The sequence below is a fragment of the Streptomyces sp. CA-251247 genome (assembly GCF_050952975.1).
Taxonomy (GTDB): Bacteria; Actinomycetota; Actinomycetes; order Streptomycetales; family Streptomycetaceae; genus Streptomyces; species Streptomyces achmelvichensis.
Window position 1 is genome coordinate 2,833,907 of the sequence record NZ_CP191861.1, and the last position, 14,928, is coordinate 2,848,834.

At 70.1% G+C, this 14,928-nt stretch carries 13 protein-coding genes and 2 tRNA genes; 6 read left to right on the forward strand and 9 right to left on the reverse strand.

Going from position 1 to position 14,928, the window contains the following annotated elements; translation table 11 throughout:
• Positions 1-159: 159 nt before the first annotated feature.
• Positions 160-236: transfer RNA gene (locus tag ACQPWZ_RS12415), tRNA-Pro, on the reverse strand.
• 141 nt (positions 237-377) lie between these two features.
• Here ACQPWZ_RS12415 and ACQPWZ_RS12420 point away from each other — a divergent pair.
• Positions 378-448: transfer RNA gene (locus ACQPWZ_RS12420), tRNA-Gly, on the forward strand.
• Positions 449-531: 83 nt separating this feature from the next.
• Here ACQPWZ_RS12420 and ACQPWZ_RS12425 read toward each other — a convergent pair.
• Positions 532-1,554, reverse strand: coding sequence for an alcohol dehydrogenase (locus ACQPWZ_RS12425; RefSeq protein WP_433571339.1), 1,023 nt, complete (start codon positions 1,552-1,554; stop codon positions 532-534).
• Positions 1,555-1,645: 91 nt separating this feature from the next.
• Entirely contained in the window at positions 1,646-1,840 is a 195-nt protein-coding gene (locus tag ACQPWZ_RS12430; RefSeq protein ID WP_313946321.1) for a hypothetical protein, read from the reverse strand.
• Between the two features lie 421 nt (positions 1,841-2,261).
• Between ACQPWZ_RS12430 and ACQPWZ_RS12435 the strand changes: the two genes are divergently transcribed.
• Entirely contained in the window at positions 2,262-3,416 is a 1,155-nt protein-coding gene (locus tag ACQPWZ_RS12435; protein ID WP_433571340.1) for an acyltransferase family protein, read from the forward strand.
• Between the two features lie 19 nt (positions 3,417-3,435).
• Here ACQPWZ_RS12435 and ACQPWZ_RS12440 read toward each other — a convergent pair whose 3' ends face one another.
• A complete protein-coding gene (locus ACQPWZ_RS12440) occupies positions 3,436-3,897 on the reverse strand; it encodes an HD domain-containing protein (RefSeq protein ID WP_356701791.1) in 462 nt (153 codons plus the stop codon).
• A 364-nt stretch (positions 3,898-4,261) separates the two neighbouring features.
• Here ACQPWZ_RS12440 and ACQPWZ_RS12445 point away from each other — a divergent pair, with 364 nt between their 5' ends.
• Positions 4,262-5,518, forward strand: coding sequence for a cation:proton antiporter (locus ACQPWZ_RS12445; protein ID WP_433573808.1), 1,257 nt, complete (start codon positions 4,262-4,264; stop codon positions 5,516-5,518).
• Here ACQPWZ_RS12445 and ACQPWZ_RS12450 read toward each other — a convergent pair.
• The gene (locus tag ACQPWZ_RS12450; protein WP_340473106.1) at positions 5,475-6,620 is read right to left on the reverse strand and encodes a PP2C family protein-serine/threonine phosphatase; all 1,146 of its coding nucleotides are present in this window, start codon (positions 6,618-6,620) and stop codon (positions 5,475-5,477) included. The genes ACQPWZ_RS12445 and ACQPWZ_RS12450 overlap by 44 nt on opposite strands.
• A 106-nt stretch (positions 6,621-6,726) precedes the next feature.
• Between ACQPWZ_RS12450 and ACQPWZ_RS12455 the strand changes: the two genes are divergently transcribed.
• Positions 6,727-7,956, forward strand: a complete 1,230-nt coding sequence (locus ACQPWZ_RS12455; protein ID WP_433571341.1) for a GNAT family N-acetyltransferase — start codon at positions 6,727-6,729, stop codon at positions 7,954-7,956.
• Positions 7,957-8,001: 45 nt separating this feature from the next.
• On the opposite strand, the gene ACQPWZ_RS12460 is transcribed toward ACQPWZ_RS12455, so the two are convergent.
• Together ACQPWZ_RS12460 and ACQPWZ_RS12465 are read right to left on the reverse strand one after the other, a co-directional pair.
• The gene (locus ACQPWZ_RS12460; RefSeq protein WP_433571342.1) at positions 8,002-8,811 is read right to left on the reverse strand and encodes an Fpg/Nei family DNA glycosylase; all 810 of its coding nucleotides are present in this window, start codon (positions 8,809-8,811) and stop codon (positions 8,002-8,004) included.
• 88 nt (positions 8,812-8,899) lie between these two features.
• A complete protein-coding gene (locus ACQPWZ_RS12465; RefSeq protein WP_356701797.1) occupies positions 8,900-9,385 on the reverse strand; it encodes a ribose-5-phosphate isomerase in 486 nt (161 codons plus the stop codon).
• A 182-nt stretch (positions 9,386-9,567) separates the two neighbouring features.
• Here ACQPWZ_RS12465 and ACQPWZ_RS12470 point away from each other — a divergent pair, with 182 nt between their 5' ends.
• Positions 9,568-11,061, forward strand: a complete 1,494-nt coding sequence (locus tag ACQPWZ_RS12470) for an amino acid permease (protein ID WP_433571343.1) — start codon at positions 9,568-9,570, stop codon at positions 11,059-11,061.
• Here the strand turns inward: ACQPWZ_RS12470 and ACQPWZ_RS12475 are convergent.
• Positions 11,025-13,136, reverse strand: a complete 2,112-nt coding sequence (locus ACQPWZ_RS12475) for a protein kinase domain-containing protein (protein WP_433571344.1) — start codon at positions 13,134-13,136, stop codon at positions 11,025-11,027. The genes ACQPWZ_RS12470 and ACQPWZ_RS12475 overlap by 37 nt on opposite strands.
• An 89-nt stretch (positions 13,137-13,225) precedes the next feature.
• On the opposite strand from ACQPWZ_RS12475, the gene ACQPWZ_RS12480 reads away from it, so the two are divergent.
• On the forward strand, positions 13,226-13,957 hold the full coding sequence (locus ACQPWZ_RS12480; protein ID WP_433571345.1) for a hypothetical protein: 732 nt from the start codon (positions 13,226-13,228) through the stop codon (positions 13,955-13,957).
• Between the two features lie 171 nt (positions 13,958-14,128).
• On the opposite strand, the gene ACQPWZ_RS12485 is transcribed toward ACQPWZ_RS12480, so the two are convergent.
• Positions 14,129-14,713, reverse strand: a complete 585-nt coding sequence (locus ACQPWZ_RS12485) for a biotin transporter BioY (protein WP_340473113.1) — start codon at positions 14,711-14,713, stop codon at positions 14,129-14,131.
• Positions 14,714-14,928: the final 215 nt, after the last annotated feature.

Genomic DNA, 14,928 nt, shown 5'->3' on the forward strand with positions numbered 1-14,928 from the left:
ATTCTGGGATTCTGCTGCTCCGCCGCACAGGGAGGCGGCTCAGCTGATCGACCCGGGTCTTTTTGTCCCACTCGGTCCAGACACACGGGCACGCAGCTTGCATAGTAGCCGCAAGCAGGATGGGCCCCACAATGCGATCTTGCGGAGGCCCGGTGATGGTGGTCGGGGTGGCCGGATTCGAACCGACGACCTTCCGCTCCCAAAGCGGACGCGCTACCAAGCTGCGCCACACCCCGTCGGTGCGACACGTAGGGTACATGCCCGCAGGCAGTGGGGCTGCCGCATTCTCCGGCGCGTAATCGGGTGTGCGGCACCGGCCTCGGACCCGCTACGATGCTGTCCGTACCGCGGCCCACGTGACCTGCGGTGCGGTGCATGCGGGCGTAGCTCAATGGTAGAGCCCTAGTCTTCCAAACTAGCTACGCGGGTTCGATTCCCGTCGCCCGCTCTCGATGGCTCAGGGCCAGGCCGGAGGTTCGTTCCTCCGCCTGGCCCTGAGGCGTTTCCGGGCCCTCCGCGCGCCCCGGGGCGTCAGGTGGCGGTGGTGAGGACCATCCGGAACCGGGCCCCGCCGGACAGCATCTTCCGGTACGCCTCGTCCGCCTCCACCAGCGGCACGGTCTCGATCATCGGGCGGATTCCGTGCAGCGCACTGAACGCCATGGTGTCCTGCACGTCCTGCGAGGTACCGGAGGGGTGGCCGCGGACGACCTTGCCGCTCATGAGCAGCTGTGTCGGGTTGATGCCGAGAGGCTCGGAGTCCGCGCCGATCACCACCAGCTCGCCGAGGGGGCGGAGGCCGTCCACGGTCGCTGTGATGGCGCCGGAATTGGCCGCGGTGGCCAGAACCACCTTGGCGCCGCCGAGGGCCCGCAGCGCGTCCGCCACGCTCGTCCCCGCCGTGCTGTCGATGTAGTGGTGCGCCCCGAGCTCCGTGGCGAAGTCGGCCTTCTCGGCTCCGCGCGCGATGGCGACGGTCTCGAAGCCCATGGCGGCCGCGTACTTCACTCCCAAGTGGCCCAGGCCCCCGATGCCGAGGACGGCGACGAGGTCGCCGGGCCGTGCGGAACTGCGGCGGAGGCCGTTGAAGGTCGTCACTCCCGCGCAGCCCAGGGGCGCCGCGTCGGTCGCCGCCAGGGCGTCGGGGATCCGGGCGAGGGCGTCGGCCGGTGCGATCACCTGGTCGGCGAAGCCGCCGTCGTATGCCCATCCGGGCACCTTCAGGTTCTGGCACACGATGAAATCGCCCTGCCGGCAGGACGTGCAGTGGCCGCAACTGCCGCCGAACCAGCCCACCCCGACCCGGTCGCCGACCTTCCAGCCGCTGTACGTCCCCTCGCCGACCTGCTCGATGCGGCCGGCGATCTCGTGCCCGGCGACCACCGGGAAGCGGAGGCCGGGCACCATGCCGTTCACGAACAGGACGTCGCTGTGGCAGACCCCACAGGCCTCCACGGCCACCCGTACGTGTCCGGGGCCCGGCTGCGGCACCTCACGCTCGGCGATCTCCAACGGACCGCCGGGGGAGGCGACCTGTGCAACGCGCATAGTCATAGCGATCACTCCGGGAACGACGAATCCCCCCGGAACCAGCACACCACCTCCGGCGCGATCACGCGCGACGGAGCGGCGCATCACCGCCAGGTCAGAAGTTGATCTGGTTGATGGTGTCCGCTATCGAGTTGAGGAATCTGTTGATCGACGGCGCCATGCCCGTCGATGCCAGGAAGAAGCCGAACAGCACGGCGACTATCGCCGGCCCGGCCTTGATCGAGCCGCCGCGGATCAGCACCACCAGGATGATCGCCAACAGAAGCACCACAGACAGCGAAATGGCCACAACTGATCACACCCTCGGTCGGTCCGCCTTGCCGGCCCGGGGGCACACGACCCAGCACACCCCCGCCATGAACATCGTGCCACCAACGGGGCGATGCATGCCGCCTCCTGACGAATCATCGACGGCGGGATCTCGCCATCCGCACGCACGCACGGATGCCGCACGCGTGGCCGGTCGTCCGGGCGAGTGAAATGCGGGACGTAATTCGACCCGATCGTTTCGATGTGTACACACACTCGTCACGGTAATTTCGAATTTGAACGGTGAGGTAATTCACTCTCTCGCCCAGGCGTGCCGATATGCCCCCTTTAAGCGGGATCAATCGGGGCATAGCGTCCGGTTGGCGGCGGTTTCAGATTCGAATGGGAGAAGCGCGGAGGGGGTTTTACTAAATCCGATCCGCGCGGCTAAGGTGCCTCGAATGTTCCACGCTCCGCTTGGATATCGCAGGGCCCCGCTCCCCCAGGTCCGGGATACGGAGCCCGCTCCCAACCCACCGAAGGCGGCCACTTCCGCCCCCTCCGCGCCCGCCGAGCAGACTGCCCCGAAGTCCAGCAGGCGAGACGCGTACTTCGACAACGCCAAATATCTGGCCATCGTGCTGGTCGCCCTCGGGCACTTCTGGGAACCGGTGATGGACGGCAGCCGGACCACCCGGTCGCTGTACATGCTCGTCTACACGTTCCACATGCCGGCCTTCATCATCATCTCCGGCTACTTCTCCCGGAGTTTCACCGGCCGGCCCGACCAGCTCAAGCGGCTGCTGACCGGCATCGTCGTGCCGTACGTCGTCTTCGAGGTGGCGTACTCCCTGTTCAGGCGCTGGGCCGAGGACGCTCCGGACCAGGGGATCAGCCTGCTCGATCCCTTCTATCTGACCTGGTTCCTGGCCGCCCTGTTCATCTGGCGACTGACGACCCCGCTGTGGAAGGTGATCCGCCATCCGCTGCCGGTGGCGCTGGTGGTGGCCTCGCTCGCCGCGCTGACGCCGGGCATCGGGGCGGACCTCAACCTCCAGCGTGTGCTGCAATTCCTGCCGTACTTCGTGCTCGGACTGACGCTGAAGCCCGAGCACTTCGAGCTGGTGCGCAGGCGGACGGTGCGCCTGCTGTCGATTCCGCTGTTCGCCGGCGCCGCCGTCTTCGCCTACTGGGCCTCGCCCCGGATGAACTTCACCTGGCTCTACCGCTCCAACAGCGCGCAGGAACTGGGCGTTCCGTGGTGGTCCGGGGTCGTGATGACCCTCGCCTTCTTCGGCTGCGCGGTGCTGCTCACCATCGGATTCCTGGCGTGGGTGCCGAGCCGCAAGACCTGGTTCACGGTGCTCGGCGGCGGCACGATCTGCGGTTATCTGCTGCACGGGCTGCTGATCAGGGGCGCCGACTACGGGCACGTCTTCGAGAAGTACCCGTGGCTGACCGACCCCGGCGGCAAGATCCTGCTCACGGTGACCGCGTTCGTCGTGGTGACGCTGCTGTGCACGCCGCCGGTGCGGCGGGCCATGAAGTGGGCGACCGAGCCGGACATGGCGTGGGCGTTCCGGCGGGAGCCTGCGCAGGTCGGCCGCAAGAGCTGAGCGGGGCGGGCCGGACGGCTCAGGGAGCGCCGTCCGGCAGGCCCAACAGGGCGCGTGTCTTCGCGTACTTGGCCGTCAGCCGCTCGCGGGTCTGCTCGTCGAGCAGGGCGAGTCGCGCCGGGTCGGCATTGTGCGCGAGATCGGCCTCTTTGACGAGACGTGCGCCCGGTGTGGCGAGAATGCGCCGGGTGTAGTCCTCCAGCGGCTCGTCCTCGCCCTTGCTGAGGGCGAGCACCATGTCCTTGACCGACTGCGGCAGCGGGGCCTCGTCCAGCCATGTGCGGCTGAGTACACCGTCCTCGACGGTGTCGTGCAGCCAGCCGGCGGCCACCTGTTCGTCGCTGCCGCCCCGGGCGCGTACGCCCTCGGCGACGGCGGCGATGTGCTCCGCGTACGGGCGGCCCGCCTTGTCCCTCTGGCCCTCGTGGGCCTCACGTGCGATGGCCTCGACCTCGGCCGGCGTCAGGTACTGCTGCGACATAGCCCCGACTCTACGGCCCGCGGATCACCCGCGCCCGGCGGTCGCGTCAGCCGAAACACCCCGGCGAAGGCGGGTGCGATGAGGGCCGTCGTCGTGTCGAGCGCTCCGGCGACGTCGTCGGCGAGGACGACGCCGGGTGCGTCGCAGCCCGGGTGATTCGCCGTCCGCAACGCTGCCAACTCCCCTGACCGACACCGCTGTCGGTCGGCGCATCGACGTCACGTTCAGAGGGTCGGGACAGTCCCCGACGAGTCGACAGTTGCAACGTCAACCATTTGGTAAACTAATTAATGACGTTTCCTTGACTCTCCCTTGACCCGTGACGGAGGACGAGCCCATCGGACACGCGGACACCCTCATCGCCATGGGAGGCGCCTTTCTGGCAGCCGCCCTGCTCGCCCGCCTCGGCGGCCGTATCGGACTGCCGACCATCCCCCTGTTCATCCTGGCCGGCATCCTGCTCGGCCCTCACACCCCCGGCATCGTGCTCCTCTCGGACCCGCACGATCTGGAGATGCTCTCCGCACTCGGCCTCGTGCTGCTGCTGTTCTATCTGGGGCTGGAGTTCCACCTCGACGATCTGTTGGCCGGCGGCCGCACGATGGCGCTGGCCGGCGGCACCTACCTCGCGCTCAACGTCGGAGCCGGGCTCGGCTTCGGCTTCGCGCTCGGCTGGGGCACCTCGGAAGCGCTGGTGCTCGCCGGAGTGCTCGGCATCTCCTCGTCCGCGATCGTCACCAAGGTGCTGGTGGACCTCGGCCGTATCGGGAATCCCGAGACCCGGCCCATCCTCGGCATCATCGTCGTCGAGGACGTCTTCCTCGCCCTCTATCTCGCCGCGCTCCAGCCGATCCTGTCCGGCGCCGACAGTGCGGCCGCGGCGGTGATGGACGCCGGCAAGGCCTTCGGCTTCCTGCTGCTGCTCGCGCTCGCCGCACGCTTCGGCACCCGTGTCATCGGACGGCTGATCAACACCCGTGACGACGAACTGCTCGTCATCTCCTTCCTGGGAGCGGCGGTGTTCGTCGCCGGCGTCTCGGAGTGGTTCGGGGTCGCCGACGCGATCGGTGCGTTCATGGTCGGTCTGATGCTCGGCAGTACGACATCGGGCGAGCGCATCCGCAAGCTGGTGCATCCGCTGCGGGACGCCTTCGGCGCCATCTTCTTCTTCGCCTTCGGACTCTCGATCGACCCGGGCGACCTTCCGGCCGTGCTGTGGCCGGTACTCGCCGCCGTCGCCGTGACGCTGGTGATGAACGTGCTGGCCGGAGTGGCCGCGGCCCGTATCAACGGCTTCGGTGCGGGGCCCGCCGCCAACATCTCCACCACGCTGCTGGCCCGCGGAGAGTTCGCGCTGATTCTGGCGACGATGGCGGCGGCCGCGGGCCTGGACGAGCGGCTCTCGCCGTTCATCGCGGGCTATGTGCTGGTCCTCGCGGTCCTCGGCCCGCTGGCCGCGGGACGGTCGCACTGGTTGGCGCGCATCCTGCCGGGCGGCCGGGACGACGGAACCGCCGGCGGAATCGGAACCGACGACGGAATCGGGACCGGAAGCAGGGGCGGCGATACCGCCGTCGTCACGCCTGCCGGCACAGCAGAAGCAGTGCCCGGTCGTCGTTGACGTCCTTGGCGACCGCCTCGATCAGATGCCAGGCCGCGCCCTCGAACCCGGAGGACACATAGCGGTCGGCCTCGCCCGTGAGGCGGTCGATGCCCTCGCTGATGTCCTTGCCCGACGCCTCCACCAGGCCGTCGGTGTAGAGCATCAGCACATCGCCGGGGCGCAGGGAGCCCTTCACCGGGTCGAACTGCGCCCCGTCGTAGATGCCGAGGAGCGGACCTTCCGCGCCCTTCTCCTCCCAGCGGCCGCTGCCCGCGTGCAGTTGCATGGCCGGCAGATGCCCGGCCGACAGCAGTTCGTAGTCGCCGGAGTCCAGGTCCAGGACGAGATGGATCGAGGTCGCGAAGCCCTCTTCCCAGTCCTGCCGCAGCAGATAGCCGTTCGCGGCGGGCAGGAAGCCGTGCGGCGGCAGCGAGCCGAGCAGTCCGCCGAAGGCGCCGGACAGCAGCAGCGCGCGTGAGGCCGCGTCCATCCCCTTGCCCGAGACATCGGTGAGGACGACCTCCAGGGTCCGCCCGCCGTTCGTCCGGGCGGCGACGACGAAGTCGCCGGAGAAGGACTGGCCGCCCGCCGGGCGCAGCGCCATCTCGCGGTGCCAGCCCTTCGGCAGCCGCGGCAGGGCGCTCTGCACCCGGATGCGTTCACGCAGGTCGAAGAGCATGGTGCCGCCGCGCCGCCAGGGCACACCCACGCGCGCCCGGAACTGCGCGATCAGCAGCCCGAAGAACCCGCAGGCGGCGACCACCAGCACGATGCCAGGAGTGACCCGGGCCGCGCCCTCGGTGTACGGACCGAGGACGACCGACTCGACGATGAGTCCCGCGGCGCAGGCGGCGTACAGCCCCAGCAGGCTCGCGGGCCGCAGCAGCAGCGCACCGGCCACGATCGGCAGCACCAGGGCGGCCGGCGAGACCCACACGGGCATCGCGATCGTGCCCCAGGTGAACGCGGGCACGGCCAGCATCAGTCCGGCGAGGGCGATCCAGTCGGAACCGTCGCCCCGAAAGTAGTCGACGCCCGACTTGCGCAGCGCTATACGCGCCCGGTGCACTGCCTTGCGCATCCGGGCCCTGAGCGAGTCTGCTGCATTGCCGTGGGCCATTGTCGTGGACCCTATCCACCCGTTCGCCATCCGTGCAGGGGGACCCCGGTGACAATGCGTTCGAAATCGGGTCGCCGTGCCGCTCCGGCCCTGGTAGGCATGGCATATGACGACAGAGCTGCGGGTCCTGCGCCCGGCCGAATGGGACGCGTGGTACGGGGAGTTGGAACTGGCCTTCGGGGGTGCCGGTGAGGCCCCCGAGGAACGCGAACTGTGGCAGTCGCTGACCGAGCACGAGCGGTCGATCGGCGCCTGGGACGACGCAGACTGCGTCGGGACCGCCGGAGCGTTCACCTTCCGTCTCTCGGTGCCGGGCGGGACCCTGGTGCCGGCCGCCGGCGTGACGATGGTGAGCGTCGCGGCGACCCACCGCCGGCGGGGAATCCTCACGGCGATGATGCGCCGCCAACTCGACGACGTGCGCGGCCTGGGCGAGCCCCTGGCCGTGCTCACGGCGTCGGAACCGGGCATTTACGGACGGTTCGGGTACGGGGTCGCGACCTGGCAGCTCAAGGCGGAGATCGACACCGTACGGGTACGGCTCTCGGTGCCGGAGGGCACCGAGAAGATCCGGCTGCGACGGGTGAAGCCCGCGGACGCGCGGGCCGAGTGCGAGGCCGTCTACGCCCAACAGGCCACCGCCCGGCCGGGGATCCCGGCCCGCCGGCCCGGCTGGGAGCGACTGCCGGTCCTCGACCCGCCGGCCGACCGGGAGGGCGCGTCGCCGCTTCAGTGCGTGCTGGCCGAACGCTCGGGCGAGGTCGTGGGCTACGCGCTGTTCCACAACAAGGCGTCGTGGACTGCGGCGGGGCCCGACGGCACGATCCTGCTCCAGCATCTCGACGCCCTGGACCCACAGGCGTACGCGGCCCTGTGGCAATTCCTCTTCGGCATCGACCTGACGTCGACGGTGCAGGTGATCAACCGCCCGGTGGACGACCCCTGGCAGCATCTCGTCTCCGACATCCGCCGGTGCAACGTACGGCTGCGGGACTCGCTGTTCGTACGGCTCGTCGACCTGGGCGCGGCTCTGGAGGCGCGGACCTACCGGACGCCGGTCGATGTCGTCCTGGACGTCGAGGACACCTTCTGCCCGTGGAACGCCGGACGCTGGCGGCTGACGGGCGACGCCAAGGGCGCGTCCTGCAAGCGGACGGAGGAAGGTACCGATCTGGCCCTGTCCGTACGGGAGTTGGGCTCCGCCTATCTGGGCGGGATCTCGCTGACCGCACTGGCCGGCGCGGGCCGGGTACGCGAACTGCGGCAGGGGGCGCTGGCGGAGGCGTCCTCGGCGTTCGGCAGCGACGTGGCGCCCTGGCTGCCACACGGGTTCTGACCCGCCGCCCGGCCGGTCAGGGCCGCCGCGCGCGGCAGCTCGGGGTCACCGTGCCTGGCAGGCCGGGCACCAGAAAAGATTGCGTGCGGCGAGACCGGCGGTGCGGATCTCGCCGCCGCAGACATGGCAGGGCTGCAGAGCCCGACGGTAGACATAGACCTCGCCGCCGTGGTCGTCGACGCGCGGCGGGCGGCCCATGGCCTCCGGAGTGTGCTCGGGGCGGACCGTGTCGATGCGGTTGTTGCGTACGCCCTCGTGCATCAGCTCCACGAGGTCGGCCCAGAGGGCGTCCCACTCGGCGCGGGTGATGTCCCTGCCCGCGCGGTAGGGGTCGATGCCGAGCCGGAAGAGGACCTCGGCGCGGTAGACGTTGCCGACACCCGCGATGATCTTCTGGTCCATCAGCAGGGCGGCGATCGTGGTGCGGGAGCGGGAGATCCGGGCCCAGGCCTTCTCCGGGTCGTCGCCGTCCCGCAGCGGGTCGGGGCCCAGGCGGTCGTGTATCGCCGCCTTCTCACCGTCCGTGATCAGCGAGCACGTCGTGGGGCCGCGCAGGTCGACGTGGGCGTCGGCGTCCGCGAGGCGCAGCCGGACGGTGTCGGTGGGCGGTGGTGCGGGCGTCTCGCCGAAGTCCACCCGGCCGAAGAGACCGAGGTGGATGTGGATCCAGCCGCTCGCGCCGAAGCCGAGGAAGAGATGCTTCCCGTGTGCCTCGGCACGGTCCATGACCTGGCCGTCGAGCAGCGCCGCGGCGTCGGAGAACTTGCCCTGCGGGCTGCTGACGCGGACGGGCCGGTCCAGGAAGCGCTCGCGGTGATCCGCCGCAAGGCGGTGAATCGTATGCCCTTCGGGCACGGCGGATCTCTCCTGTGGGCGGGCAGGCCGGAAGCGGCCTGCCCGGCGGTCGGGGGCTGGATCGCGTGGTGCGGGGGTGCGCCCCCTGTCACCGCTCCGGGTGGTGCGCGGGGATCGGGGGCAGTTCGCCGGTCGCCTCGTACGCGCTGAGCATCTCGATGCGGCGGGTGTGACGCTCCTCACCCGAGTACGGGGTGGTGAGGAAGATCTCGACGAACTTCGTCGACTCCTCCGTCGTGTGCATCCGGCCACCGATGGAGATGACGTTGGCGTCGTTGTGCTCACGGCCGAGCGCGGCGGTCTGCTCGCTCCAGGCGAGGGCCGCACGGACACCCTTGACCTTGTTCGCGGCGATCTGCTCGCCGTTGCCGGAGCCGCCGATCACGATGCCGAGGCTGCCGGGGTCCGCGGCCGTCTTCTCCGCGGCGCGCAGGCAGAACGGCGGGTAGTCGTCCTGGGCGTCGTAGATGTGGGGACCGCAGTCGACGGCCTCGTGGCCGTGAGCGGTGAGCCACTCGACGAGGTGGTTCTTGAGTTCGAAGCCGGCATGGTCGGAACCGAGGTACACGCGCATGTTCCGAGTGTGGCACGCGAGGGACCGGGTAGCCGTCAGCGGGGTCAGGACCCACTGGGGCCGTCAGCTTCCGCTTATCACCTCGACCTAACGATCCGGAGACAGGTCTTCCGCGATCCGACGACGCGGGTTTGAATGCGGGGGCTCGTGACCCGAGTGCTCTCAAACCTAAGGAATCGTCCATGACCTCGCAGCAGACCCTCACGAAGGAAGGCGGGAGCCCCGAAGAACCCGGGAACCCGCAGTCCTCGTCCGGTCTCCAGGCCGGTCTCAAGAACCGGCATCTGTCCATGATCGCCATCGGCGGCGTGATCGGCGCCGGGCTGTTCGTAGGCTCCGGTTCCGGCATCGCCGCGGCGGGTCCGGCCATCCTTCTGTCGTACGCGCTCGTCGGCACGATGGTCGTCTTCGTGATGCGGATGCTGGGCGAGATGGCCGCCGCCAACCCGACCTCCGGGTCGTTCTCCGCCTACGCGGACCGGGCGCTCGGCCGCTGGGCCGGCTTCTCGATCGGCTGGCTGTACTGGTTCTTCTGGGTCGTGGTGCTGGCGGTCGAGGCGACCGCCGGTGCCGTGATCCTGGAGAGCTGGATACCGGCCGTACCGCAGTGGGCGTGGGCACTGATCGTGATGGTCGTGCTCACCGCGACCAACCTCGCCTCGGTGGCCTCGTACGGCGAGTTCGAGTTCTGGTTCGCGGGCATCAAGGTCGTCGCGATCGGCGCCTTCGTGATCATCGGCCTGCTGGCCGTCTTCGGCGTGCTGCCCGGCTCCGACAACCCGGGCGCGGGATTCGCGCATCTCACCGACGCCGGCGGATTCTTCCCCGAGGGATACGGAGCGATCCTCACCGGTGTGCTGATGGTGGTCTTCTCCTTCATGGGCAGCGAGATCGTCACGCTGGCCGCGGGCGAGTCCGAGGACCCGCAGAGGGCCGTCACCAAGGCGACGAACAGCGTGATCTGGCGGATCGGTGTCTTCTACCTGGGCTCGATCTTCGTCGTGCTGACGCTGCTGCCGTGGAACGACAAGTCGATCGTCAAGGACGGTTCGTACGTCGCCGCGCTGAACTCGATCGGTATCCCGCACGCGGGCCAGATCATGAACGTCATCGTGCTGACCGCGGTGCTCTCCTGCCTCAACTCGGGTCTCTACACCGCGTCGCGCATGGCCTTCTCGCTGGGCCGGCGCGGGGACGCCCCGAAGAGCTTCGCGAAGACGAACTCCCGTGGTGTGCCGAAGGTGGCCATCCTGTCCTCGGTGGTCTTCGGATTCGTCGCGGTCTTCTTCAACTACCAGTGGCCCGACACCGTCTTCGCGTTCCTGCTCAACTCCTCCGGTGCGGTCGCCCTGTTCGTCTGGCTCGTGATCGCTGTGACTCAGCTGCGCATGCGCGGCATCATCGAGCGGGAGTCGCCCGAGAAGCTCGTCGTGAAGATGTGGCTCTTCCCGGGCCTGACCTGGGCGACCATCGGCATGATCTCGTTCGTGCTGATCTACATGCTGTTCGATGACGCCGGGCGGGAGCAGGTGCTGCTGTCGCTGCTGGTGGCGGCCGTGGTCATCGCCATCGCCGTCGGGCGTGAGTGGTTCGGACGCGGCGGCCGGTCCGCCGGGCCCGAGGACGCCGCCATCCCCCATCAGAGCGGTGAGAAGGACTCCGTCACCCGGTCGTAGGCAGCCAGGGCGGCCCGCTGTGAGGCGACGTCGTACCAGACGTTGAGCTGGTACGACTTGCCTCCGGCGGTGAAACCGAGCTGGCGGGCACGCCAGTCGGAGCCGTCCTGGGTGAAGAAGTACTCCCAGACGATCGCCGGGTCACCACGGAACGTGGTGCGCTCCAGGCGGATCTTGCGGTAGCCGGGAGCGTCGTGACTGTCGCGCTCGAACTGCTCCCACTGGGTCAGGAGATCGCCGCCTCGTGCAAGTGCGTACGAGGCGGCGATTTCTTGTTGTCCGTCGGGCGAGTGGTAGTGGATGTTCGACGGGCTCTTCGCGGTGCGTGTCCAGCCGTGCGGCGGCGCCCACGCGAATCCGGCCTCGCTGCGGGTGCCGGGGGGTGGGGTGGCGGGTGCGGTGGTGGGCGGCGCGGTGGTGGCCGGCGCGCTCGTGGCGCCGGGTGACTGCGCCCCGGCGCCGGGCTCGTCGGGGTCGTCACCGGACGTGAGGAGTACGGCGGCGGTCGTCGCGGCCGCGACGGTGGCGAGGGCGGCCGCGAGAACGACGGCACGGGTGCGGGCGCGGGAACGGCTCGGGAGCTGAGGGGTGTCCGGACCGGCGGGGCCCGTGGGCGCGCCGGTCTGCGAGACCAGGGGGAGGGACGCGGCGCGCTCGTCGGTCGCGGGGGTCGTGGTGGACGTCGCGGTGGGTACGGGGCCGGCGGCTGCTTCGGGGCGCGTGGTGGGTTCCGGGCCCGGGGCGGGGGCGGGGCTCGTGGTGGGTACGGGCGGGGGCGCGGCGCGACGGGGTGAGGGTGTGAGCCGGCGGGTGGGCGCGGATATGACGTCCCCCTCCGGGGGCGCCGGGTCGGGAGTCGACTCCGGTGTGGGCTCGGGCTCCTCCGGATCGGGCTCGGGGCGTGCGTCGGCCGGTTCGGGATCCGGCCCAGGCTCGGGCTCCTCCGGATCGGGCTCGGGGCGTGCGTCGGCCGGTTCGGGATCCGGCCCAGGCTCGGGCTCGGGCTCGGGCTCGGGGCGTGCGTCGGCCGGTTCGGGTTCCGGAGCCGGTTCGGGTACGGGTTCCTCCTCGGGCTCGGGCCCCTGGCGCGGTTCCCCCTCCCTCTCCCCCGGCACCGGCTCGGGCTCCTCCTGGGCGCCCTCCCCCGGCTCTCCCTCCGCCCCGCCCCCCTCCGGTGCCGGCACGACGACCGTGACGGCCCGTGTCGGGACGTACGACGAGGCGACCCGCGCCAGCACGGGTTCCAGTTCGTCCAGCGTCGGACGCTCGTCCGGCTCCTTGACCAGGAGCGAGGCCAGGACCCCGGCCAGGGGCCCGGCACCGTCCGGGAGTTCGGGCTCCTCGTAGAGAACAGCGTGCAGTGTCGCCAGAGTTGTGGGGCGGGCGAACGGCGAATGACCCGCCAGCGCCGCGCACAGCGTCGCCCCCAGTGACCACAGATCCGACGCGGGCCCCTGCGGGCGGCCGCCGACGCGCTCGGGAGCCATGTAGTCGGGCGAGCCGACCAGCATGCCCACCACCGTCAGCGCCTTCGCGTCCTGGATCGCCGCGATGCCGAAGTCCGTGAGCACGATCCGGCCCGCTCTGCCCAGCAGGACGTTCCCGGGCTTGATGTCCCGGTGCAGCACCCCCCTCGCATGGACCTCATGGAGCGCAGCCGCCAGCCCGAGGCCGATACGGGCCGCCTCGCGCGGTGTCACCGGCCCCTGCTCGACGAGGAGTTGCTCCAGGGAGCGGGAGTCGACGAGCTCCATGACGATCCAGAGGCGGTCGCTCTCCTCGACCACGTCGTAGACGCGGACCACGTTCGGATGGTCGATGCGTGCCGTGGCCCTGGCCTCCCGCATCGTCCGTTCACGGCGGATCCGGGTGTCCTCCACATCCGTTTCGTTCATGCGCATTTCTTTGACCGCGACCGGCCGGTCCAGAATCACATCGGCGGCTCGCCACACCCGCCCCATTCCCCCCTGCCCAATGCTTTCGTCCAGCCGATAGCGCTCCGCCACCAATAGCCCAGGAATACCCGGCATGACCTTCCTCCCCGTCAGCAACGGCTGTGACCAGGACAGAAGCATGAACTTGCACCCATGACAGCATAGTTCGACGCAATCTTGTGGAACCCTCTTTCTACGCACTGTCCGATGTGCGGCAAGGGGGCTGGGAAATGCAAGGAAAACGCTCGGGACCCGTATTCGCGACCGCGGTGGCGGCAGTATTGATTCTGCCGTTCAGCGCGTACGCGGCCGACGATCCGGTGCCCGGAAGCAGCCAGGGCGGCACGCCCGGGCCTTCGGCACCGGCGGATGTGAAGATCACGACCGAACTGCCCCGGCAGATCACCGTCGACAACAAGAGCGAGCAGACCACGGTCAGCGCCAAGGTCAAGAACGGGGGGACCAAGGACAGCGGACCGATCACCCTCTCCGTCGTCGGTTTCGACGGCATGAAGGTCACCGATGTCGAGGGGTGCGTGCGGATCGCCGAGGGCAAGCTGCCGCCGGGCTCCAACAGCGGGTTCTCCTGCACCATCGACAACCTCGCGGCCGGCAAGGACCGTTCCTACCGGGTCGCGGCCACGTTCGATCTCCAGAAGACCGGCAAGATCTGCCTTCCGGTCACCGAGGGCACCGGCAAGAAGCTGCTCTGGCAGCAGGGGCCGGTCCCCTTCGGCGCCTCGAAGCCGACTCCCAACGCACCGGACACCCCACTGCTGCTGGGCACCGACAATGTGCCGCTCGGCCCGGACAGCCCGCCGGCAACCGGGGGCGGCCTGCCGCGTACCGGCCCGCCCGGCAGCACCCTGCCGCTCGGGCTGAGCGCCCTCGCGCTGTTCGCACTCGGAGGCACCGGTATCTGGTGGACCAGCCGGAGCCGCTGGGCGCGCGGCGACGGATAGCCGGGTGGGCCCGCGGTCGTCGGTGGCCGCGGGCCCTCCGCACCTCCCGTTCGCGGGGCCTGCTCCGGACGTGCCGCGGTGCCGACGGGCAGTCCCCGTGGACACGCAAAGGGCTCGCCCGGGTCGAGGAGTTGCGACCCGGGCGAGCCCCTTTGCGTCGGAGCTACCGCCTCAGCTCCGGCGGCCGATGAGCTTCCAGGCGGTGGGCAGGGCACCCATGGCCAGGGCGGCCTTGAGCGCGTCGCCGATCAGGAAGGGCGTCAGGCCCGCCGCGACGGCCTGGGACAGGCTCATGCCGGTCGCCAGGGCGAGGTAGGGGACGCCCACGGCGTAGATGATCACGGAGCCGACGGCCATGGTGCCCGCGGTGCGCAGGACGGACCGGTCGGCGCCGCGGCGCGCGAGGCCGCCGACGACCGTGGCCGCGAGCAGCATGCCGAGGATGTAGCCGAACGACGGCATCGCATAGCCGGAAGCGCCCTCCGCGAACCACGGCATGCCGGCCATGCCGACCACCGCGTACAGCGCGAGGGAGAGGAAGCCGCGTCGGGCGCCGAGCGCGGTGCCGACGAGCAGGGCGGCGAAGGTCTGGCCGGAGACGGGGACCGGGGAGCCGGGGACCGGCACCGAGATCTGGGCCGCTATGCCGGTGAGCGCGGCGCCGCCGACGACGAGGGCGATGTCACGCGCCCGGGAGGCGGGCAGCAGGTCCGCGAGGACCGCTCCCGGACGGGAGGTGACGGAAGCAGTGCTCATCGGAACTCCGCGGAGGGTGAGGGCAGGCAGGAACAGGCTGACCGTAGCCCAGAGTGGATCTCCCGATCACCGTCAGCCGTCGACAAAGGGCGACGCGTCACCGTGGTGGGAACCGCACAAAGGACGTGAGTCATGCGCCACTTGGCGTGATGCTCGTCACGGAGGTCGGAGGGTGAGGGGTCCGTTTTGCGGTCGAGGGCCCGCCCCGGGGAGAC